The sequence below is a fragment of the Arcicella aurantiaca genome (genome assembly GCF_003148625.1).
Classification (GTDB): Bacteria; Bacteroidota; Bacteroidia; order Cytophagales; family Spirosomataceae; genus Arcicella; species Arcicella aurantiaca.
The window spans coordinates 174,530-194,068 of the sequence record NZ_QGGO01000004.1; the positions used below are offsets into that span (position 1 = coordinate 174,530).

General features: G+C 34.1%; 21 protein-coding genes. 8 read left to right on the forward strand and 13 right to left on the reverse strand.

What is annotated here, in order from left to right; translation table 11 throughout:
• Positions 1 to 25: 25 nt before the first annotated feature.
• A complete protein-coding gene (locus tag LV89_RS05210; RefSeq protein WP_109741924.1) occupies positions 26 to 772 on the forward strand; it encodes a succinate dehydrogenase/fumarate reductase iron-sulfur subunit in 747 nt (248 codons plus the stop codon).
• A 60-nt stretch (positions 773 to 832) separates the two neighbouring features.
• Here LV89_RS05210 and LV89_RS05215 read toward each other — a convergent pair whose 3' ends face one another.
• From LV89_RS05215 to LV89_RS05235, 5 genes are read right to left on the reverse strand one after another with little or no spacing between them, the layout of a single operon-like run.
• Complete coding sequence (locus LV89_RS05215) at positions 833 to 1,894, reverse strand: HNH endonuclease (protein WP_109741816.1); 1,062 nt, start codon at positions 1,892 to 1,894, stop codon at positions 833 to 835.
• Positions 1,842 to 3,125, reverse strand: a complete 1,284-nt coding sequence (locus tag LV89_RS05220) for a DNA cytosine methyltransferase (protein WP_109741817.1) — start codon at positions 3,123 to 3,125, stop codon at positions 1,842 to 1,844. The genes LV89_RS05215 and LV89_RS05220 overlap by 53 nt, the downstream gene beginning before the upstream one ends.
• Positions 3,115 to 4,218 (reverse strand): DNA cytosine methyltransferase, encoded by a 1,104-nt coding sequence (locus LV89_RS05225; RefSeq protein WP_211321150.1) that lies wholly within the window; start codon positions 4,216 to 4,218, stop codon positions 3,115 to 3,117. Before LV89_RS05225 ends, LV89_RS05220 begins: the two co-directional genes overlap by 11 nt.
• Positions 4,219 to 4,262: 44 nt before the next feature.
• Positions 4,263 to 5,291, reverse strand: a complete 1,029-nt coding sequence (locus tag LV89_RS05230) for a type II toxin-antitoxin system antitoxin SocA domain-containing protein (protein WP_109741818.1) — start codon at positions 5,289 to 5,291, stop codon at positions 4,263 to 4,265.
• An 8-nt stretch (positions 5,292 to 5,299) separates the two neighbouring features.
• Positions 5,300 to 5,644 (reverse strand): toxin, encoded by a 345-nt coding sequence (locus tag LV89_RS05235; protein WP_109741819.1) that lies wholly within the window; start codon positions 5,642 to 5,644, stop codon positions 5,300 to 5,302.
• Between the two features lie 148 nt (positions 5,645 to 5,792).
• On the opposite strand from LV89_RS05235, the gene LV89_RS05240 reads away from it, so the two are divergent.
• Both LV89_RS05240 and LV89_RS05245 read left to right on the forward strand, forming a co-directional pair.
• Entirely contained in the window at positions 5,793 to 7,316 is a 1,524-nt protein-coding gene (locus LV89_RS05240; RefSeq protein ID WP_109741820.1) for a cryptochrome/photolyase family protein, read from the forward strand.
• A 153-nt stretch (positions 7,317 to 7,469) separates the two neighbouring features.
• Entirely contained in the window at positions 7,470 to 8,216 is a 747-nt protein-coding gene (locus tag LV89_RS05245) for an ABC transporter ATP-binding protein (RefSeq protein WP_109741821.1), read from the forward strand.
• Positions 8,217 to 8,365: 149 nt separating this feature from the next.
• Here LV89_RS05245 and LV89_RS05250 read toward each other — a convergent pair whose 3' ends face one another.
• Complete coding sequence (locus LV89_RS05250; protein WP_109741822.1) at positions 8,366 to 9,529, reverse strand: hypothetical protein; 1,164 nt, start codon at positions 9,527 to 9,529, stop codon at positions 8,366 to 8,368.
• A 137-nt stretch (positions 9,530 to 9,666) separates the two neighbouring features.
• Between LV89_RS05250 and LV89_RS05255 the strand changes: the two genes are divergently transcribed.
• The 3 genes from LV89_RS05255 to gldG all read left to right on the forward strand — a co-directional run bounded on the left by LV89_RS05255 (position 9,667) and on the right by gldG (position 13,942).
• The gene (locus LV89_RS05255) at positions 9,667 to 10,902 is read left to right on the forward strand and encodes a M16 family metallopeptidase (protein ID WP_109741823.1); all 1,236 of its coding nucleotides are present in this window, start codon (positions 9,667 to 9,669) and stop codon (positions 10,900 to 10,902) included.
• A gap of 116 nt (positions 10,903 to 11,018) precedes the next feature.
• A complete protein-coding gene (locus LV89_RS05260) occupies positions 11,019 to 12,077 on the forward strand; it encodes an arginyl-tRNA--protein arginylyltransferase (protein ID WP_109741824.1) in 1,059 nt (352 codons plus the stop codon).
• A gap of 203 nt (positions 12,078 to 12,280) precedes the next feature.
• Positions 12,281 to 13,942, forward strand: a complete 1,662-nt coding sequence (gene gldG / locus LV89_RS05265) for a gliding motility-associated ABC transporter substrate-binding protein GldG (protein WP_109741825.1) — start codon at positions 12,281 to 12,283, stop codon at positions 13,940 to 13,942.
• 95 nt (positions 13,943 to 14,037) lie between these two features.
• On the opposite strand, the gene LV89_RS05270 is transcribed toward gldG, so the two are convergent.
• From LV89_RS05270 to LV89_RS05300, 7 genes are all read right to left on the reverse strand, one after another.
• Positions 14,038 to 14,556 carry a shikimate kinase gene (locus tag LV89_RS05270; protein WP_109741826.1) on the reverse strand — a complete coding sequence of 173 codons (519 nt, stop codon included), beginning with the start codon at positions 14,554 to 14,556 and terminating at the stop codon, positions 14,038 to 14,040.
• Between the two features lie 18 nt (positions 14,557 to 14,574).
• Complete coding sequence (locus LV89_RS05275; protein ID WP_109741827.1) at positions 14,575 to 14,940, reverse strand: four helix bundle protein; 366 nt, start codon at positions 14,938 to 14,940, stop codon at positions 14,575 to 14,577.
• A 120-nt stretch (positions 14,941 to 15,060) separates the two neighbouring features.
• Positions 15,061 to 16,158 carry a BT_3928 family protein gene (locus tag LV89_RS05280; protein ID WP_109741828.1) on the reverse strand — a complete coding sequence of 366 codons (1,098 nt, stop codon included), beginning with the start codon at positions 16,156 to 16,158 and terminating at the stop codon, positions 15,061 to 15,063.
• Positions 16,159 to 16,344: 186 nt separating this feature from the next.
• Entirely contained in the window at positions 16,345 to 16,884 is a 540-nt protein-coding gene (locus LV89_RS05285; protein ID WP_109741829.1) for a DUF1599 domain-containing protein, read from the reverse strand.
• Between the two features lie 92 nt (positions 16,885 to 16,976).
• Positions 16,977 to 17,354 carry a PH domain-containing protein gene (locus tag LV89_RS05290; RefSeq protein WP_109741830.1) on the reverse strand — a complete coding sequence of 126 codons (378 nt, stop codon included), beginning with the start codon at positions 17,352 to 17,354 and terminating at the stop codon, positions 16,977 to 16,979.
• A 121-nt stretch (positions 17,355 to 17,475) separates the two neighbouring features.
• Positions 17,476 to 17,718 (reverse strand): hypothetical protein, encoded by a 243-nt coding sequence (locus LV89_RS05295; protein WP_109741831.1) that lies wholly within the window; start codon positions 17,716 to 17,718, stop codon positions 17,476 to 17,478.
• The gene (locus LV89_RS05300) at positions 17,715 to 17,933 is read right to left on the reverse strand and encodes a hypothetical protein (protein ID WP_109741832.1); all 219 of its coding nucleotides are present in this window, start codon (positions 17,931 to 17,933) and stop codon (positions 17,715 to 17,717) included. Before LV89_RS05300 ends, LV89_RS05295 begins: the two co-directional genes overlap by 4 nt.
• 198 nt (positions 17,934 to 18,131) lie before the next feature.
• Between LV89_RS05300 and LV89_RS05305 the strand changes: the two genes are divergently transcribed.
• Both LV89_RS05305 and folP read left to right on the forward strand, forming a co-directional pair.
• Positions 18,132 to 18,641: a hypothetical protein gene (locus LV89_RS05305; RefSeq protein WP_146199084.1), complete on the forward strand. Its 510-nt coding sequence runs from the start codon at positions 18,132 to 18,134 to the stop codon at positions 18,639 to 18,641.
• Between the two features lie 24 nt (positions 18,642 to 18,665).
• Positions 18,666 to 19,487 carry a dihydropteroate synthase gene (folP, locus tag LV89_RS05310; RefSeq protein ID WP_109741834.1) on the forward strand — a complete coding sequence of 274 codons (822 nt, stop codon included), beginning with the start codon at positions 18,666 to 18,668 and terminating at the stop codon, positions 19,485 to 19,487.
• Positions 19,488 to 19,539 lie beyond the last annotated feature (52 nt).

Genomic DNA, 19,539 nt, shown 5'->3' on the forward strand with positions numbered 1-19,539 from the left:
ATCCTAATAAATAATGGAAGGAAATATGAATTTGACGCTCAAAGTGTGGCGTCAGAAAAATGCCAACTCAGAAGGCAATTTTCAAGACTATAAAGTTGCAGGTGTATCAGAAGATATGTCTTTCTTAGAGATGTTTGATGTTTTGAACGAACGTCTTATCAACGAAGGAGATTCTCCAGTAGCATTCGACCATGACTGCCGTGAAGGTATTTGCGGTATGTGTTCAATGTATATCAACGGAGAGCCTCACGGACCAAACAAAGGTGTAACTACTTGTCAGTTACACATGCGTAGTTTCAAAGACGGTGATACTATTACAGTTGAACCTTGGAGAGCTCAAGCATTCCCAATTGTAAAAGACTTAGCGGTAAACCGTTCAGCTTTCGACCGTATCATTTCTGCGGGTGGTTACGTTTCTGTAAACACAGGTAACGCACAAGATGCCAACGCTTTACCAATCGGTAAAGACCATGCAGATGAGGCATTTGCAGCAGCAGCGTGTATCGGTTGTGGTGCTTGTGTAGCAGCTTGTAAAAATGCTTCGGCGATGTTGTTTACCTCAGCGAAGATTTCTCAATTAGCTTTATTACCACAAGGACAAGCAGAACGTACTATGCGTGCCGAGAAAATGGTTGCACAAATGGATACAGAAGGTTTCGGAGCGTGTACCAACACAGGAGCTTGCGAAGCTGAATGTCCAAAAGGTATTTCATTGGAAAACATAGCTCGTATGAACCGTGAGTATTATGGTGCAGTTTTGAGTTCTAAATAGGAATTCGTTTTTATATTGAAAAAGCCGTTTCAGATAATCTGAAACGGCTTTTTTTGTAATTTATATTTTTCTGATCATACCTGAATATTTAAACATACCAAAAACATTTGTTTGATGGTGTTTAAGAAAAATAATAGATGGTTGAAAATATTCAACTTTAGGAACAATGATTTTCTTACCATGATATTCGTTTAAAAGAGTATTTTTAACATCCTCATGAACTATTACTTTTAATTCATTGTCGATAGTGATAAATCCTTTATCAAAAGCCCAGTGCATATCTCGACAAAGTGCTATGCCATTGCAAGGCAAAAAAGTTCCTAAATGTGCTTTAGGTTTTATATGAGCAGCTTCTAAATTATAAAATGAATTCCAATAAATTACTTTTTCAGTAATTGCACATTTATAGTCATAAGCTAATAATACAAAATCTCTAAAACTCACAGAGTTAAACAAATGGGCACCTCTAATTTGTTCTATATCTTCGTAATTTTCATTCTCTTCTAAATTTTCTTCTTGTTGCTTTGTAGTATCATTAGCAATAGTAAACTCCTGTAAAATTTCATCTTGTTGTTTTACTATCTCTCTTTCAGCATCATTTGCAATGATAACTTTAATATTTTCGACATTATTTGTATTATGTTCTATAAAAGGTAAATCACCTTCAAAAAGAGCATGACCACCTTTAATCTTTGAGTTAGTTATTAAAGAAGTCAAAAAGTGGTAGTTTTCATTTTCATTATCAAACCGATACATGAAATATAGAGGCATTAGCTCATTATCATTCTGTTCAACTCTTTCAAAAACAACAATATCATTGGGCTGATAAAGTTTATTAGGGTCTATAAGTTTATTCAAATAAATGCGAAACTCATCTCTCGTACCATTTGACTGATTATATTTGTCGTTATGATATACATACCATGAATATACTTTTTCATTTTTAAAAAAGGGTACTATGGGTATAACAACAGCATCATTTGTTATAACTTTTGATAATTGAGGAAAAAAAGATTGAACCTGTTTTGATACATAGATATATCTTCCTCTTGAAACGCTTCCATCAGGCTTAGGACTGCCCAACTCTTGAAAACCTAATTTCTTTATGTAGTATTTTGCCATAATATTTTTCTATAAATTCATTTGTAGCTAATGCGATTTTTTTTGCAAAAAGTGGTGGAACTGCATTGCCAATCATTTTATATTGGTCTTGTTGGCTTCCTAAAAATTCAAAATCATCTTCAAATGTTTGAAGTTTTGCCGCTTCTCTAATCGTAATTGTTCTTGCCTGATTACTGTCTGGATGTATATGACGAAGTCCATCTTTATATAAGTGTGCAGGAATTGTATTGCTTGGTTTATCCCACCTGAGTACATGGTATTTATGGACATTTGAATTTCTACCTGTTACTTTTGTATATAACTCTTTTAATTTGTCAGTTTTAATATATTCATTTCTACCTGTTTCTATGTCCTCTGTCAATAATTTAAAAATAGAAATATCTCTTTGGCTTTGAGTCCTTGGTAAATTATTTAAGAACTCTTGATTTCTATCATAAGTATGGCTAAATAATTTTCCATTAATTTTTTGTGGACTATCAAGAGGAAACATTTTTGGCATATTACCAATTGCATGACGTACTGTATTAACTTCTTTAGTTAAGTATTTTTTTATAATAACCTCATAAAAATCATACAAAGCCACTTGCGGCTCTTCTTCTATTAATTCACGATTTACTCCCAAAATAATTAGTCTTTTCCTTGATTGAGGAATGCCAAACTTAGAACAGTCAAGTAGAGCAAGCTGTCGTAAGTTGTCTGTTATTTCATACCCAATTTCAGAAAAGGCTTTTGTAATTCTATCAACTATTGAAATACCACCTGGTGAAGCACTCAATAAGCCTTCAACATTTTCAAAAACAAATACTTTTGGTCTAAATTTATCCACAACTTCCAAATAACTCTCAAAAAGGAAATTCCTATAATCATCATTCATCCTATTTTCATCCCGAATTCTTCCTGCAATAGAATATGCTTGACATGGAGGACCGCCAATAATCAAATCGATAGACTTATCACCAATTAGACTACATAATCCATTATTTTGCCCATAGTCAGTATCATTCCAACCATAAAATAACTCGTATGTCCTTTGTATGTCAAATCTTAAAACTATTTTTTCTCCATCTATTCCCCATTTGTTGGTCAATCTTTTACTTAGAGTTTCACAGGGTTTCTTTTCCCATTCTAAACACGCCAATGTATTGTATTTACCAGTCTGTTCAAATCCATCCGTTAATCCTCCACAACCTGCAAATAAATCAATGACATTATATTTTCTATTATTCTCCATTTTTGTTTAAAAATTTTAATAATTGTTTTGCAATATGAAAACCCAATAAAGGAGGAACAGCATTACCTACTTGTCTATTTTGTTGAGTTTTATTTCCTTCAAAAACAAAACAATCAGGAAAAGATTGTAACCGTGCATTTTCTCTCACCGTTGGAATACGGTTAAATTTATAATGAAAATGATTTCTATGCCCTGTATCAATTGTTTTAGAAGGTTTTTTACTGTGGTATCTTGTCCATGCTTCATTAAACTTTCTACTATCTCCTACTCCAGGAGGCAAATTTTTATGATTACCTCCTTCTGGCACTTGTGAAATTACATTAATTACATGCTCAGTGTGTTTAGAGGATACATGATTATAAAGTGCAGTTGAACCTTTTCGTAATCTTTTCTGATACTCTGATTTAGGCTCTTTATCATATTCGTCAATTTCTTCACCTAACTCAAATTCCCGAGTAGGTAAATCACTAATTGCATCTTCACAAGTGTTATACTCCTCTTCTTTTAAGATAGGTATTGGAAATTCAAACTCCCCAAACTCTGGAGATAGCCCTACAAAAAAAATCCTTTTTCTAATCTGAGGTACTTCATAATCTGGAGCAAATAATACTTTAAAATTTGATGTAAAGCCCAATTTATAGAATTCTTCTAAAATTGTTTTCTTGGCTTGTCCTTCATAAAGTGTTGCTAACCCAGGAACATTTTCTATGATTATTGCTTTAGGGTTTACTTTTTCTGCTAATTTAAAAACAGAATAAAAGAGTTTATTTCTTTTATCATTCTCATCTCTTCTTCCTGTTAGAGAGAATCCTTGACATGGAGGACCAGCAATAATTACATCTACAACCTTATCACCTAATTTCTCTATAATTGTATCAATAGCTTCATCTTCATGTAAATCTAATTTTAATCCTTTCGAATTCTTATGATTCTTTTCAAAGGTTTTTAAGGATTTTTCATCATTATCAACTCCTAAAAGAACATTAAAGCCCGCACTTTCAAAGCCGTATGAAAATCCTCCACAACCCGAAAAAAGATCTACTATATTATACTGCATCATTATTTTATCTTTTCTTTTGATAGATTTTAACATTGTCAACAAATATAATGTAAAGAAAACTTGTATGAAAGTTAAGATTAATTATAGAAACTTATCCCCTCACCCCTCAACCCAAACGCAAACTCATAATCCACCACCCGTTTCAATTCCTGATTATCAATCCAAGCGGATTCTAAATGATTAATTTCTACTATTTGTTTGGTGGTTTTTCCTTTAAATAGCTCAACCACTTTTTCGAGAGTTTGGAGTTCAAGCGGTGTAAAGGTGCTTTCTGTGGTTTGGCTTTCTTCTCCCAAAAAATACTGTTCTCCTATAAATCCGTTGGCAGATTCTTTTTGTTTGGCTTCGATAAATCCCTTTTGGGAAGTATAGGCTAATAACATTTCATAATTGGTGGGTACTGTTCCGTGTTGGATTGCTCGATATTCTAAACCCATCAATGCTACGCCATTGTTGTGGTAATGCAGAAAGTCGGTGTAAAAAAGCAATTTATTTAAACCCGTTTTCCAAGGTTTTAGCTTATCTACCAAATAACAAATTACCTGCATGGTTTTCTGAATGGTAGGTTGTTTATAACCATTTGTCGAGGATAGTTTTTCAATATTTCCAAGCACGTATTCACTCAATAAATCATCAAAAGAAATCTGTTTTTCGGCTTGAATCAGTCCATCTACTCGCTTCAAAACTCTATCCAATTCCTTTTCTTGAAAAGCATCACTCAATAATATCAACTTTCTAAATTCTTCTGGGTCGTTGGCTAATTGAATCAATCGAGCATTGGATTGATTGGGCATTTCGCCACTTTCGTACTGACGATAAACATTAATCCCTAACCCTAAAACTTCCGACATCTTGGAAGCCGAAAGCTCATATTTTTCTCTAATGGCTTTTATTTGCTCAGGAAAAGGCAATTTATATTTTTCACGATACTGATTATACACCTGTAATAAGGTTAATTCGTCAGTTTCGGGCGTGGTGAATTCTTGTCCTAAATCTTCATAAAAATGATAAACCACTTCAAACTCTTCTTTACGAAAAGTTATTTTCTCTTTCCTCGACTGCACGTTTAGCGTTTTTTCACTAAAAGGACTCAATATTGGTTTCATCTTATTGTTTATTTTAATGGATAGTTAATGGGAAATTCTGCAATATGAAAGGAGATACAAATGGTACTACGGTTGGGCAAACCCATCGAAATTTTGATGTATAATTCATGGCCTTTAATGGATTTACCAAATACCCAAAGAGGACTACCCACAAAATTTGTATCTTCAATTGGACCTTCTGAGTAATTTTCAATGGCTAATTCTTCAATAATTTGTTTTTGTTTCGATACAGGTATTTCAAGGAGTGCTAATGTCTGAGCATTTTTGACTCTGTTATTCAAAAAAACAATATCCAGAATCATCATTTTGACTTTAAAGTCATCTAAAAAGCTTTGAACTATGTCTTTTGTCATCTAAGTGTAAGAGTTATATTGCAAACACAAATATACACTTTAAAGTTTGAATATATCAATTTAAAATAAAAATTAAAACTTTAAAGTTGAATACAATTAAACTTACTATTTTATTCAAACAACATTTTATGAAATTGGTTTATTGAGTATGCAAAAACAAATCCTACGCCTTATCCTCGGCGACCAACTCAATCACCAACATTCTTGGTATCAGCAAAAAGACCAAAATATCATTTATGTGATGATGGAAATTCGGCAAGAGACGGATTATGTAAATCACCATATTCAAAAAATCATTGCTTTTTTTACGGCTATGCGTGCCTTTGCAGAAGACTTACGAACGCAAGGTCATCAAGTAATTTATTTGACATTAGACGATGAAAAGAATACGCAATCACTCACTCAAAATCTTGATAATCTTATTCAAGAACTTAATATTGAAGCCTTTGAATATCAGCAACCTGATGAATATCGGTTGAGTGAGCAGTTGAAAGATTTTGCTAAAAAATCAGGTTGCGATACGGAGCATTTTATGATTTCACCGTCTGAGTTTTCGGAGTTTTTCAAAGGTAAAAAGACATTTTTGATGGAAAATTTCTACCGAATGATGCGGAAGAAATACGGTATTTTGATGGATGGTTCAGAACCTTTGACGGGACAATGGAATTATGATGCTGATAACCGCAAAAAACTACCAAATAATCACCGTCCTGTTGAGCCATTAACATTCGACAAAGACGTTTCTAAAATGTATGAATTAGTACAAAAACAAGAAATTAAAACCATTGGTAGAGTAAACCCTAAAGCGTTTATTTGGGCAACGACACGAGCAGAATCTTTAGCACTTTTAGATTTTTTTGTGGAGAATTGCCTTGAAAACTTCGGAACTTACGAAGATGCTATGCACCCCTCCTATTGGTCAATCTATCATTCTCGATTATCATTTTCAATGAATGTAAAATTGATTTCTCCTTTGGAAGTAATAGAAAAAGCCATAAAGTTTTGGGAGGAAAATCAGGATAAAATCAGTATTTCGCAAATTGAAGGTTTTGTTAGACAAATTATTGGTTGGCGTGAATATATGCGGGGCATTTATTGGGGAAAAATGCCTGATTATGAAACCCTTAATTATTTCAATCACGATAGAAAACTTCCCAATTGGTTTTGGAATGGACAAACAAAAATGAACTGTCTGAAACATTCTGTCGGACAAAGTTTAGACTTTGCGTATGCTCATCATATTCAAAGATTGATGGTGATTGGGAATTTTTCACTCTTAGCAGGTGTTAATCCCAACGAAGTGGACGAGTGGTATTTAGGCGTTTACATTGATGCCATTCAGTGGGTTGAAATTACCAATACAAGAGGCATGAGTCAGTATGCTGATGGTGGAATTGTTGGCTCTAAACCTTACGTGGCTTCGGCAAATTATATCGACAAAATGAGCCATTATTGCGGAACTTGTTTTTATGATAAATCTAAGAAAACTGGATTTAAAGCCTGTCCTTTTAATAGCCTTTACTGGGATTTTTACGACCGTCATGCAGACAAACTTTCCAAAAATCCAAGAATTGGCATGGCTTACGTAACTTGGAATAAAATGCAATCTTCGCAAAAAGCAGAAATACTGAAGCAAGCGGAAATATATTTGAATGATATTGAAAATCTGTAAGTTTCTTTAAATTTGTATGATAAGAAGGTTTTAGGTTTTAGAGATTAAGTTTTAGTTCATCTACCAACTGACCATGAACGATTTATAAAAAATACCAATCAAGTCCTGCCAACTAATTTTCTAACTTCTAAATCCTAATCACACATACAACAAATGATTGAAATAAAAGACATTCACAAAGCCTTTAACGGACGAGACATACTCATGGGAATTAATGGCACTTTTAAACCTGGGGATACATCTTTGATTATTGGAGGAAGTGGCACGGGAAAAAGTGTGTTGCTAAAGAGTATGATTGGGATTGTAAAACCCGAAAAAGGACAAATTCTCTACGATGGTCGGGATTTTCATAATTCTGATGAAGAAACTCGTAAAACGATTCGTCGTGAAATGGGCGTTTTGTTTCAAGGAGGAGCATTATTTGACTCGAAGACAGTATTGGAAAACGTAAAATTTCCTTTGGATATGCTTACGGATATGTCGGAAAAGGAGAAAATTGACCGTGCCGAATTTTGTTTAAAAAGAGTTGAATTGGATAATGCAGGAGGAAGAATGCCTTCAGAAATTTCGGGTGGAATGAAGAAAAGAGTTGGGATTGCCAGAGCCATCGTGATGAATCCGAAATACTTATTTTGCGATGAACCAAACTCTGGACTTGACCCGCTGACTTCCGTAAAAATTGATGATTTAATCAAAGAAATCACCGATGAATTTAATATCACCACCATTGTCATTACCCATGATATGAATTCGGTAATCGGTATTGGAGAGAAAATTATGTTTCTCTACAAAGGCAAAAAACTTTGGGAAGGCGACAGCAATAATATCAGAACGTCAACCGTTCCAGAACTCAACGAATTTATTTTTGCGAATAAATTATTGCAGGAAATGCGTGGGTAACTGATTAGCACGCAGATGACGCTGATGCTTCGCAACGCAGATTTCAATAGATTAAAAAATATTTTCATATTATATTTTCTATACATTGAATAAAAATCCTTTTAAATCTGCGTTGCGGAACATCAGCGTCATCTGCGTGCCATACATCACTACTTCAAAATCGCCTTCGCTTCTGCCAAAGTTGATTTATATTCAGCTAATTTACTTGCCTTTTTTGCGTATTCTTTCATTTTATCAAGTTCTCCTTCACGTTTCGCAATACGTGCGAGTCCCATATAAGCAAGGGCGTGATAATCTTTGGTGAAACGTTCATCAAATGGCAATTTAACACCTCTTAATAATAAAGTTTCGGCGGTTTTATCGTCCTTTTTATGTTTTTCGGCTACTAATCCTTTAAAAATTGTACCCGCACATTGAAACATTGCTCCTTTTTGTTTCAGAATTTTATCCGCAAAATCTTCCGAATCTTCATAACGACCAACGGCATACAGAAACTCTGCTCTTTGCATCTGATACAACAAATTATCAGGATATTTATCAATCAAAATATTGTTGTAAGTCAATGCTTTAGCAAAATTTGACTCGTATTTTGTATGAACATATCCAGCATAAAAAGTAGCTTCATTTTTTACGAAAATGGTCTTTTTAGTGGCTAAATCTAATTGTTGTAAACCCAATTTTTTATTTCCATCGGCAAACATCCAAATCACAGATTTTATGACAGGATGCGTTTCTGGATATTCAATTCGGTAATAATTATAAATGCCCGACGAATACAAAAATTCGGGTTGTTTATCTGTTAAAGCTAAACCTCTTTTCAAATGAGAATAGGCTTTTTTAGCTACGCCAACGGCTTTCATAAATTCTTGATTATCAGCATCAAAAGCGGCTAAATATCCTAAAGTTGCCAATTCAAAAAAACTCGCTTCAATGTCATCTTCATTTTTATCCAACATGGTTTCTGCAAGATTTCTACTTTGATTCAAATACGCCAAATACACTTTTTGCTGAGCAGGATAATCTTTCAAAGGGAAATATTGTAGTTCAGTTTGAATTGCCATTAAAGTATAAAACACAGGATGTTGCGGATATTTCGCTTTAATTCTGGCAAAAATCTCAGCCGATTCTTTGAAATCATAAGAGTACATTTTATCTAATCCTTGTGAAATTTGTTGACGAGTTACGGCGTCATTCAAAATTTGAGCCTTAGAAGTAGTTGGCAGTAGGCAGTAGGCACTAAGCACAAAAATGTAAAATGCAAATTGTTTAATTATGCTAAGTATCGATTCTGGAAACGAATATATTTTTTTCATATTGGATTTTAATTCGAGTTTAAAAGAGAGAATGTTTTAATGATAAAGTATCTTTGTTAATCGGATTTGAGTAGAATTCTTAAAAGTAGTAATTGTTACTTGAGAATTGCAAGCAATTTCAAACAAAACGCTAAGAAATGATAAGTTACGAACATTTTATATTAGATAACGGATTAAAGGTTTACGTTCACCAAGATAATTCTACGCCATTTGCGGCAGTCAATATTGTTTATAATGTGGGGTCGAGGGACGAAGAGGAACACAAAACGGGCTTTGCTCATTTATTTGAACACTTAATGTTTGGGGGTTCAAAAAATATTCCGTCTTACGATACGCCATTACAAAAAGTAGGCGGTGAGAATAACGCTTTTACTTCTCCGGATATTACAAATTACTATATTACTTTGCCAGCGGTAAATCTTGAAACCGCTTTTTGGTTAGAATCTGACCGAATGATGGCTCTTTCTTTCGACCAAAAGGTTTTAGATGTACAACAAAAAGTGGTGATTGAAGAGTTCAAGCAACGGTACTTAAATCAGCCTTATGGAGACGTTTGGTTGAAACTTCGTCCGCTTGCTTATAAAACACACCCTTACAAATGGGCGACCATTGGTAAAGAAATTTCGCATATTGAAAATGCCGTAATGGATGATGTGCGTGGATTTTTCTACAACCATTATTTACCGAATAATGCCAATTTAGTAGTGGCAGGAAATGTAACCGTTGAACAAGTAAAACAACTTTGTAAAAAATGGTTTGAGCCAATTCCTGCGGGAAATGTGGTGAAAAAAAACTTGCCAATCGAAGGAATACAAACGGCTTCAAGATTTTTGGAAACGGAAGCAGAAGTGCCTTTAGATGCCATTTACAAGGTTTATCACACACAAGGACGCCATGATAAGGGCTTCAATGCAACAGATTTGGTTAGTGATATTTTGGGACGAAGTAAGTCTTCAAGACTTTATAAATTGGTGATGGAAAACCAAATTTTCAACTCTGTAAACGCTTATGTGACGGCTTCGCTTGACCCCGGATTAATGGTAATTCAAGGCAATTTGAACCAAGGCGTAAGTATTGAGGAAGGCGATGCAGCCATTCAAGATGTTTTAGATGATTTCTTAAAAAATCCAGTTTCAGAAGAAGAATTAACCAAAGTGAAAAATCAGGCAGAATCAACCTTAGTTTTCTCGGAGGTAGAATTATTGAATCGTGCCATGAATTTGGCTTTTGCTGCCAATGCGGGAAATGTTGAATACGCCAATCAAGAATCAAGCAGAATTCAAGCAGTTACAACTGATGAAATTGCCCAATATGCTACAAAAACCTTAACAAAAGACAATTGCTCAACGATGTATTATCGTGCAAAAAAATAGAATTTCGATATAATTAGCTATCGGCAGTCAGCAATCACAATTTAACATTTGATAACTGACTGCCCAATAAAACAATTACTCATTTTCGCTAATCGCTTTTCGCTCTATAAAAATAAATGCTTGCAGAATTACATTTTCCAACTGAACCAATCCAACCCGAACAATTAGATGATTATTTAGAAAGAGGTTGGTTTAGAATGGGACAATCTATTTTCACTACTAACTTTCTGAAATTTAAGGGATTATTTTATAGTGCAATTTGGTTACGGGTTGATTTACGAACATTTATTCCTTCAAAAACACAGGAAAAAATCAGGAAGATGAACAGTAAATTCACAGTCAGAATTTACCCAACATCACCAGATTTAGCTACCAATCGGCTCACATTATTTGAGAAATATAAAAACTCCGTTCCTTTTGATACCGCCCCATCATTGAGCCATCTTTTATATGATAATGGCTTTAAAAATGTATATAATTCCTACGAAATTTGTGTTTTTGATACCGAAAAACTTATTGCTTGTGGTATTATCGACTTGGGGAAAGATAGTTCAGAAGGTATTGTTTGTTTCTATGACCCTGATTATAAAAAGCATAGTTTGGGCAAATATTTGATGCTTTTGAAAATGGAATTTTGCCAAAAGCAAGGCATGAAATTCTTTTATCCAGGCTATTTTGCCCCGCATTATCCGATGTTCAACTACAAATTAGATTTATCGAATGATGCTATGGAATATCTTGAATTGGGGAGTAACCTCTGGAAACCTATCAACCAATTTGATTTTTTTGAAACGCCATTGGCAGTGATGAATCGTAAATTAAGAGAATTATCAGACTGTTTGAAAAGACGGCGTTTTGAACATCAACTGCTTCATTATGAATACTTTGATGCAGAAATTGTCCCGACTTTAAAGGGCTTACAATTATTCGATTTCCCCGTTTTTCTTTTCTGTTTTGACGTTGGCACAAGCATTTCTAATCCGATTATTGTTTATGACATATTCAGTCAGCAATATCATTTAGTTATTTGCGACACTGCCTACAAACTTGATAATCAAGTATATAAAGAACATATTTACAATTCTCATTTGCTTCAAATGACACAACATCTATTCGCCAGTGAATCTGCGGAAGCAATGGCTTTGGTTGTGGCAAAATCTTTGGAGAAAGTTTAGGAAGTAGGGATTGGTTATTGGAAACTGGTTATTGGAAATCGGGAAATAGTTTCTATAACCACCTGACATTATAATTTATACGGAGATGAATTAAATTTATTTCCTCAAAAAGCAAATACTGGCTAATTTTGAAGCGTTATTAATTAGGGGTTAGGTTTTAGTAGTATTGAAACTCGTTATTACACAATTATTTATATTTTTTCATGAAAAACAAAATCATTCAAATTCTTCTCGTAGTCGGTGCAATAATTGGCTTGAATGTGTTGGCAAATCAGTTTTTCTTTAGAGTTGACCTCACGGAAGAAAAGCGTTTTACTATTAATGAAGCCACTAAAAATCTCCTACAAAACCTCGACGATGAAGTTTATGTGAAAGTTTATTTAACAGGAAAAAGTATTCCGTCGGGTTTTAAACGCTTAGAAAATGCCGTTCGTGAAACTTTGGACGAATTTCAGATTTATGGTGGCACAAACATCAAATATGCCTTCATCGACTTGAATTCTGAATACAAGAACGAAAAAACTCGTAATGAAAAAATCGTAGAATTAGCTCAAAAAGGTATTCCTCCTACCAACGTTATGGCAAATGAAGATGGCAAAAAAACGCAAAGTTTGGTCGTTCCGGGAGCTGTAATTACGTATCAAGATAAAGAAATTGCTACACTTTTACTGAAAGGGAACAAAATGGCATCTCCACAAGAAGTTCTCAATCAGTCGTATGAAGGCGTAGAATATCAATTAGCTTCGGCAATCAAAACACTTACGGCAAGTCAAAAAAAGAAGATTGGTATTTTTGTCAATTACTCAAAATTACCAGCCGTTAATCAGTTAGATTTGATTGGAGCATTGAAGAAAAACTATCAATTATATCCCGTTGATTTACGTCAATCTCCTACACTTGATGGTTTAGACGGCATTTTGGTCATGAAGCCCGACCAGCCTTTCAACGATGATGATAAATATAAAATTGACCAATTTATTATCAACGGAGGTAAGGCTCTTTTCTTCATGGATGCCGTAAAAGTTGATTCAGTAGCCAGAGAAGGAAGTGTAGCTCAGGTGCAAAGTGTTGGCTTGGAAGATTTGTTGTTTAAATACGGAGTTCGTCTCAATCCGAATCTTATTAAAGATGCTCAAATGTGTGCCGCTATTCCATTAGATGTGGGTAATTTTGGCAATAAAGCCAATATTCAGCTTGTTCCTTGGCAATATTTTCCTTTAATAAATACCTTCGGAAAATCACCAATTGTCAAGAATTTAGATGCCGTTTACACAAAAAATGTTGGGTCTTTAGATACTGTTAGGGCAAACGGAATTACGAAAACGCCTTTATTGATGACGTCTCAATACACGCAATTATTGAAAGCTCCAGCCATCATGAGTTATAATTTTGCCAATAAAGCCCTCGATGCAAGTCAATACAAAGCGGGTGTGCAAACGGTGGGATTATTGTTAGAAGGAAATTTTGAGTCGTTATTTAAGAACAGAATTTTACCGAATGACCCACGTTCAGCGACATTTAAACCAAGTGGGAAAGCGTCAAAAATTATTGTGTGTTCAGATGGCGATATTCCTGTAAATGATTTTGACCGTAAGCAAAATACGCCTTTGCCTTTAGGTTTTGATAAATATTCGGGAAATACCTTTGCCAATAAAGATTTTGTGCTGAATGCCGTTGATTATCTTTTAGATGATAATGGTGTTATTACGGCTCGGAATAAGGAAATTACACTTCGTCCCTTAGACAAAGTAGCATTGCAAGACGACCGTGAATATTGGCAAGCAATCAACCTTATTTTACCAATCGTAGTGTTGGTTTTAGCAGGATTACTGAAGAGTTTTCTTCGTAAAAAGAAATATGCTTGATTGTAGGTTTTAGGGGTTGGGAATTAGGTTTTAGGAAAATAGTTAGACATATAAACTAAAACCTAACAACTAATCCCTAAAACCTCATAACTAAATCACTCACTTTCAATTTCTTCTAAAAGCCAGAGAAGTTGGTCAACGTCAATATTGCCATCTATCTGTAAATCAGCTCTTTCATAAAATTGAAGGCGATATTCAAATCTTGCCGTCAATTCCTTTAAAAGTTCATCATCCGTTTTTCTTTTATCAATCAATGGGCGATTATTGGCATCTGTTTTATGGATTCTCTTCAATAAATCTTCAGGAGGAACATTCAAAAAGATACTCGTTCCGTTAGTTTTGATGTATTCCATATTGTCAAAAAAACACGGAACACCACCACCCGTAGCAATTACGAATTTTTGATTAGGAGCAATTCCCTTCAAGACTTTGCTTTCTACCTGACGAAAATAATCTTCACCTTTAAATTTGAAAATGTCAAAAACAGATGATAATTCTTGATTAGTAATTAAATCATCCATGTCAATAAACTGAAAATTAAGGCGTTTGGCAAGCTGTCGCCCCAGCGTACTTTTGCCCGATGAGGGCATTCCAATTAGGAAAATATTTTTCATACCAAGAGGTTTTGGGTATCAGGAATTAGGTTTTAGTTTTTGCAGAGAACCGATTAAACCATTAATGATTCTTCCCTCCTCATTACACATTTCAATTAATTCATTTTGTGTTTCTTCTGAAATATAATTTAGTCCAAATGATAAATAAATCATTGATTTAACTTCGTTACAAGAAGCATGGGCAATGTAAAGAAATCTAATGTACTCCAACAAACTATTCCTACCGAACCCTTCTGCGATATTATTAGAAACTGATACCGATGCTCGCTGAATTTGGTCTTTAAAACCCCAATCCCTAAGCGGAGCATAGGTTTTATATATTTGCAAAGCTAAAGTTTGAGCCTTTTGCCATGCAATTAAGTCTTCAAATTTTTGAATTTTCATATAGAACTGAAATTTTATAAATACGTAGAAAACTGGCACTATGGTTCAGTCCTTGTATGTTAGGATAAGCTATTTCACTAAGACATTTCAATGCTTATTCTAACACCCAATACCTAACTTCTAAAACCTACTAAGTACCTCCTCTTTATCAGGCGTTTCGGCGTGAGCCCATTTGCCTTTTACGATACCGTCTTTTAATAACCAAATCGTTGGATTGGCTCTACCGATAGTTTTCAAAACCTTTGTATCTGAACTAAAAGCAGGAATTGCCAATTGATGTTCATGGCGGAAATTATTGATTTCTTCCTCTGGTGAACCTGTCAAAATCCAAACTTTTACGTCTGTTCCTTCTAAACTTTTCGCCAACGATTTAATTTTATCCATATCATCTGTACTTGCTTTGGCAACCACAGGAATAACAACCATTAATTTTTTACCAACAAAACTTTCTGCTTTATAATCCGTCGAATCGCCATCTTTCCAAATATTATAATCCGTAATTTTTGCCTTCGCTTCATCCTGATTCAAGGTAATCATTTCCTTAAATTTGTAAGTTGTATCCGTTGGCATTTCATTCAATTCTAATGTTTTACCATCTTTTTCGTAGATATACTTAAATCTCAAAGGTTCAGACGGCTTCATGTTTTTAGGAATATCTTGCCCAACAGCGTAAGGAAGTCCATCATAAGGCGGAAGGAATTTTACGGCGTAAATTCCTAAGAAAAGGCAGAAAATGATTGACATTCCGACCCACATTCCTGTTTTTTTATCAGCAAAAATATTGCGTTGCCAAAGAATAATTAAGATAAAAAACATCAAAACCATATCTTTCCAAAACGAAGTCCAAGGCTTTAATTTAATCGTTTCACCGAAACACCCACAGTCTGTAACTTTATTGAAATAGGCTGAATAGAACGTCAAGAAACCGAAGAAAATAACGGTAGCTAATAATATCCAAGAAGCCGATTTGAGTTTATATTGTACCAAAAGACAAACGCCCAAAACCAATTCTAAAGCACATAAAAAGATAGAAACATACAAAGCGTAAGGCACCCAAAAATGCCAAAAACCAGCCATAGCAGGGAAATCAGTGGCAAATACATCAAAGTATTCTTCTAATTTAATTTCTGTTCCGACGGGGTCATTGAGCTTGATAAGTCCCGAAAAAATAAAAATTACACCAACGAAAATTCTGGAAAAATGAGCAATAAATTTCATGTTTGTTAAACCCGATGATTCCGCATCGGAGGGGATAGTTTTATAAATTCTACTAAATTAGTGCTAAAAAGTTGAGCTTGCTGTTAATGAAAAGTTAAAGTAACACAGACTTTAGTCTGTATAAATAATAAAGGACAGCCTAAAATCTGTGTTACTTTAACTTCTTCATACAGACTAAAGTCTGTGTTACAATTTCATCTTAATCATACAAAAAACGGCATAATTCATCATATCTTGATAATTCGCTTCAATGCCTTCCGAAACAATGGTAACTCCCTGATTATCTTCAATTTGTTTTGTTCTAAAAATCTTCATCAAGATTAAATCCGTCATTGAACTGATTCGCATATCACGCCAAGCTTCGTCATAATCGTGATTTTTATTTTTTTGCAAATCAAGCGTTTCCTCTACTTGTTCATCGTATAAATCACTCAATTCTTGTTCCGAAAACTCCATTTTATTAGAACCTTCTAACTTTTTCTGAATCAAAGCAATTACACAATAATTGATAATGCCGATAAACTCGCCTTCAATACCATCTTCAATTTTTTGAACACCTTTTTCTTGAATTGAACGAATGCGTTGAGCCTTAATAAATATTTGGTCGGTAAGACTTGGTAAGCGTAAAATCCGCCAAGAAGTACCATAATCTTTGTTTTTCTTTTGAAATAATGCTTTACAAATAGAAATAATTTGTCTGTATTCTGTTTCTGTTTGGGTCATGATTTTAGGTAGTAGATATGAGGTATGAGGTATGAGGTGATGAAAATGAACTGAAACAGCTACCCCATACCTTATACCTCATACCTCATACCTAATTAAGCAAGTACAAAGCTACTCAAGGTTTTATAAACATCATTGATATTTTCACCCTTGCGGAAGTCTTTTTGAATAGGAGTTTCTGAGCCTTTTACCCAAATCAAGATTTCGGCATCGAGGTCGAGCAGGCTTGCCGAGCGTTTTGAGAAATAATTAACTGACTTATAAGGAATTGTCATAAAGTCAGTTTTTGAACCCGTAACTCCTTGTTTATCAACCAATATCAAGCGTTTATTCGTAAACACAAACATATCACGGATAAGTTTGAAAGACTTTACGATTGTTTCGCCTTCAATCAAGATTGGCTCAAATTCATGTAAAATTTTATCTGGCGAAACTTCCGAAGAATTTCCCATTAATGCGTTTAAAAGTCCCATGAGGTTATTTGATAAATTTTGTAAGAATTAAATTTGGAGATATAGTAGGACGTCTAAAGTAATACTTCGTTTGGGTCTCTACTGGTATGATAAATATTCAGAATGTCAATTTTTTCATCTGTTACTTCATAAACAATACAATAATCATTTTAAAAACAGCTCTTCTTATATTTGAATTTTCAGGAAAACGGCTTTCATATTTCATAAAAGCGAATGGATTATTAACGATTATATCAGAGATAAAACCAATAACGTCACTGGGAAATTTTCGAGCTTTTTTTGAACCAATGTACTGACTCAAATAGGCTTCAATTTCTAATAAACTATCTAAAAATCTTTCACGTAAGATTAATTCACGGGTCATAGATTCAAATACTTTTTGGCTTGTTCAAGTGAGTAAGCGGGTGTTTTTCGTGCTTCATTGAGCATATCTTCATATTCCATTTCTTCCATTTTTTTACCAGAGAATGAATATGATTTTTTATTGGTAAAAATCAGTAAATGTCTTTGTTCAAATGCTCTCAGAACATCCAAAATTAGACTTTCGTCATCAAGAATATTAATTTCTAATGTTGTCATAATGCTGATTTTTTATGAAAATTACTCGAAAATGTCCTTAGAAGCAAGTCGTTTAGGTGTTTTTAATAGTTAATTCAAAAACAGGATAAAACACTTTTTATTTTCTTGAAATGATTAGCTTTGTGAGATGGATACTTCTGCCTTGAAACGGCACCCTCAGAAGACAAAAGTAAATTATAGAAAATATAACTTTCATTCATGAAAAATATATCCCCATTTAAAGGTGTAATTTATATATTCGTAGTTCTCTATTTTGTACTAATATTACTTAAAATGTACTGTTGGTGGACTGGAACTACTTTTCCAATCACATTGAGTAACAATTCATTATTGAAAATTTATGATAAAGTTTCATACTTGCCATTCATTACCTGTTCATTAGTTTTGATTTACAGTATCTCCAATAAAAAACAAACATTATTTAAAATATCTATTTTTATATTTTTGATTATTTCAAATTCCATTCTCTACATGAACGGAGATTTTACAAATCAATGGTATGACCTTGACTCATTTTCGGTAAAAGATAAAGGTTTATTCGTCAGACAAATCTATGACTCTGACCTTGAAAATAGACAACCTCGAATCCAAAGTTTTCGTATTGTCCAAAAAGACAATTTTCTTTATTTATTCAGTATTGTAAAAAATGCTGATACAACATCCAATCCACATATAAATCAAATATGGATGGATAATCCTTTGAAATAAAAATTTATCGTTTCCTCTCAAATAATGCTAATCAACCTAAAACAAAACCTCCTCGACCTCTCACAACCCCACATCATGGGGATTTTAAATATTACCCCCGATTCTTTTTTTGAAGGCAATCGCTTTACTGATTTGTCGAAGGTATTGGACAGAGCCGAAAAAATGCTTTCGGAAGGAGCTACTTTCTTGGATATTGGTGGACATTCTACTCGCCCCGGAGCAAGTCCTGTGAGTGAAGAAGAGGAGTTAAACCGAGTATTGCCTGTTATTGAGGCAATTATGCAGAAATTCCCAGAAGCATTGATTTCAATTGATACTTTTCGTTCAAATGTCGCTCAAAAATGCGTAGAAGCGGGTGCGGTGATAATTAATGATGTTTCGGGTGGAATTTTAGATGATAAAATGTTTGAAACAGTGGCTCGTTTGGGCGTTCCTTACGTGTTGATGCACATGAGAGGAACGATTGAAACGATGACACAAATGACTGATTATGACGATTTGGTAAATGATGTTTTGGACGACTTACAAAAGAAAGTTTACCAATTACGCCAATTAGGACAAAAAGATATTATCATTGATTTGGGCTTTGGTTTTGCCAAAACAGCCGACCAAAATTATGTTTTATTGAAACATTTAGAAGATTTTAGATTATTGGATTGCCCAATGTTGGTAGGTGTTTCCAGAAAATCTATGATTTGGCGAAAATTAAATATTTCACCGAATGATTCTTTGAACGGCTCAACCGTTTTGAATACCGTTGCTTTGATGAAAGGAGCAAATATTTTGCGGGTTCACGATGTGAAAGAGGCAATGGAAGCGATTAAATTAATTTCGTTTTTGGGGTAAAATATTCCACTTTGGAACTTCCCGAAAGTTAAAAAACTTTCGGGAAGTTGAA

Coding starts and splice junctions, on each gene's coding strand:
- LV89_RS05300 (WP_109741832.1), bottom strand. CDS start 17,933: ATGACAACATTAGAAATTAATATTCTTGATGACGAAAGTCTAATTTTG.
- LV89_RS05230 (WP_109741818.1), bottom strand. CDS start 5,291: ATGAAACCAATATTGAGTCCTTTTAGTGAAAAAACGCTAAACGTGCAG.
- LV89_RS05235 (WP_109741819.1), bottom strand. CDS start 5,644: ATGACAAAAGACATAGTTCAAAGCTTTTTAGATGACTTTAAAGTCAAA.
- LV89_RS05245 (WP_109741821.1), top strand. CDS start 7,470: ATGATTGAAATAAAAGACATTCACAAAGCCTTTAACGGACGAGACATA.
- LV89_RS05220 (WP_109741817.1), bottom strand. CDS start 3,125: ATGGAGAATAATAGAAAATATAATGTCATTGATTTATTTGCAGGTTGT.
- LV89_RS05295 (WP_109741831.1), bottom strand. CDS start 17,718: ATGACCCGTGAATTAATCTTACGTGAAAGATTTTTAGATAGTTTATTA.
- LV89_RS05250 (WP_109741822.1), bottom strand. CDS start 9,529: ATGAAAAAAATATATTCGTTTCCAGAATCGATACTTAGCATAATTAAA.
- LV89_RS05260 (WP_109741824.1), top strand. CDS start 11,019: ATGCTTGCAGAATTACATTTTCCAACTGAACCAATCCAACCCGAACAA.
- LV89_RS05210 (WP_109741924.1), top strand. CDS start 26: ATGAATTTGACGCTCAAAGTGTGGCGTCAGAAAAATGCCAACTCAGAA.
- LV89_RS05255 (WP_109741823.1), top strand. CDS start 9,667: ATGATAAGTTACGAACATTTTATATTAGATAACGGATTAAAGGTTTAC.
- LV89_RS05275 (WP_109741827.1), bottom strand. CDS start 14,940: ATGAAAATTCAAAAATTTGAAGACTTAATTGCATGGCAAAAGGCTCAA.
- LV89_RS05280 (WP_109741828.1), bottom strand. CDS start 16,158: ATGAAATTTATTGCTCATTTTTCCAGAATTTTCGTTGGTGTAATTTTT.
- LV89_RS05290 (WP_109741830.1), bottom strand. CDS start 17,354: ATGGGACTTTTAAACGCATTAATGGGAAATTCTTCGGAAGTTTCGCCA.
- LV89_RS05215 (WP_109741816.1), bottom strand. CDS start 1,894: ATGGCAAAATACTACATAAAGAAATTAGGTTTTCAAGAGTTGGGCAGT.
- LV89_RS05240 (WP_109741820.1), top strand. CDS start 5,793: ATGCAAAAACAAATCCTACGCCTTATCCTCGGCGACCAACTCAATCAC.
- gldG (WP_109741825.1), top strand. CDS start 12,281: ATGAAAAACAAAATCATTCAAATTCTTCTCGTAGTCGGTGCAATAATT.
- LV89_RS05225 (WP_211321150.1), bottom strand. CDS start 4,218: ATGTTAAAATCTATCAAAAGAAAAGATAAAATAATGATGCAGTATAAT.
- folP (WP_109741834.1), top strand. CDS start 18,666: ATGCTAATCAACCTAAAACAAAACCTCCTCGACCTCTCACAACCCCAC.
- LV89_RS05305 (WP_146199084.1), top strand. CDS start 18,132: ATGAAAAATATATCCCCATTTAAAGGTGTAATTTATATATTCGTAGTT.
- LV89_RS05270 (WP_109741826.1), bottom strand. CDS start 14,556: ATGAAAAATATTTTCCTAATTGGAATGCCCTCATCGGGCAAAAGTACG.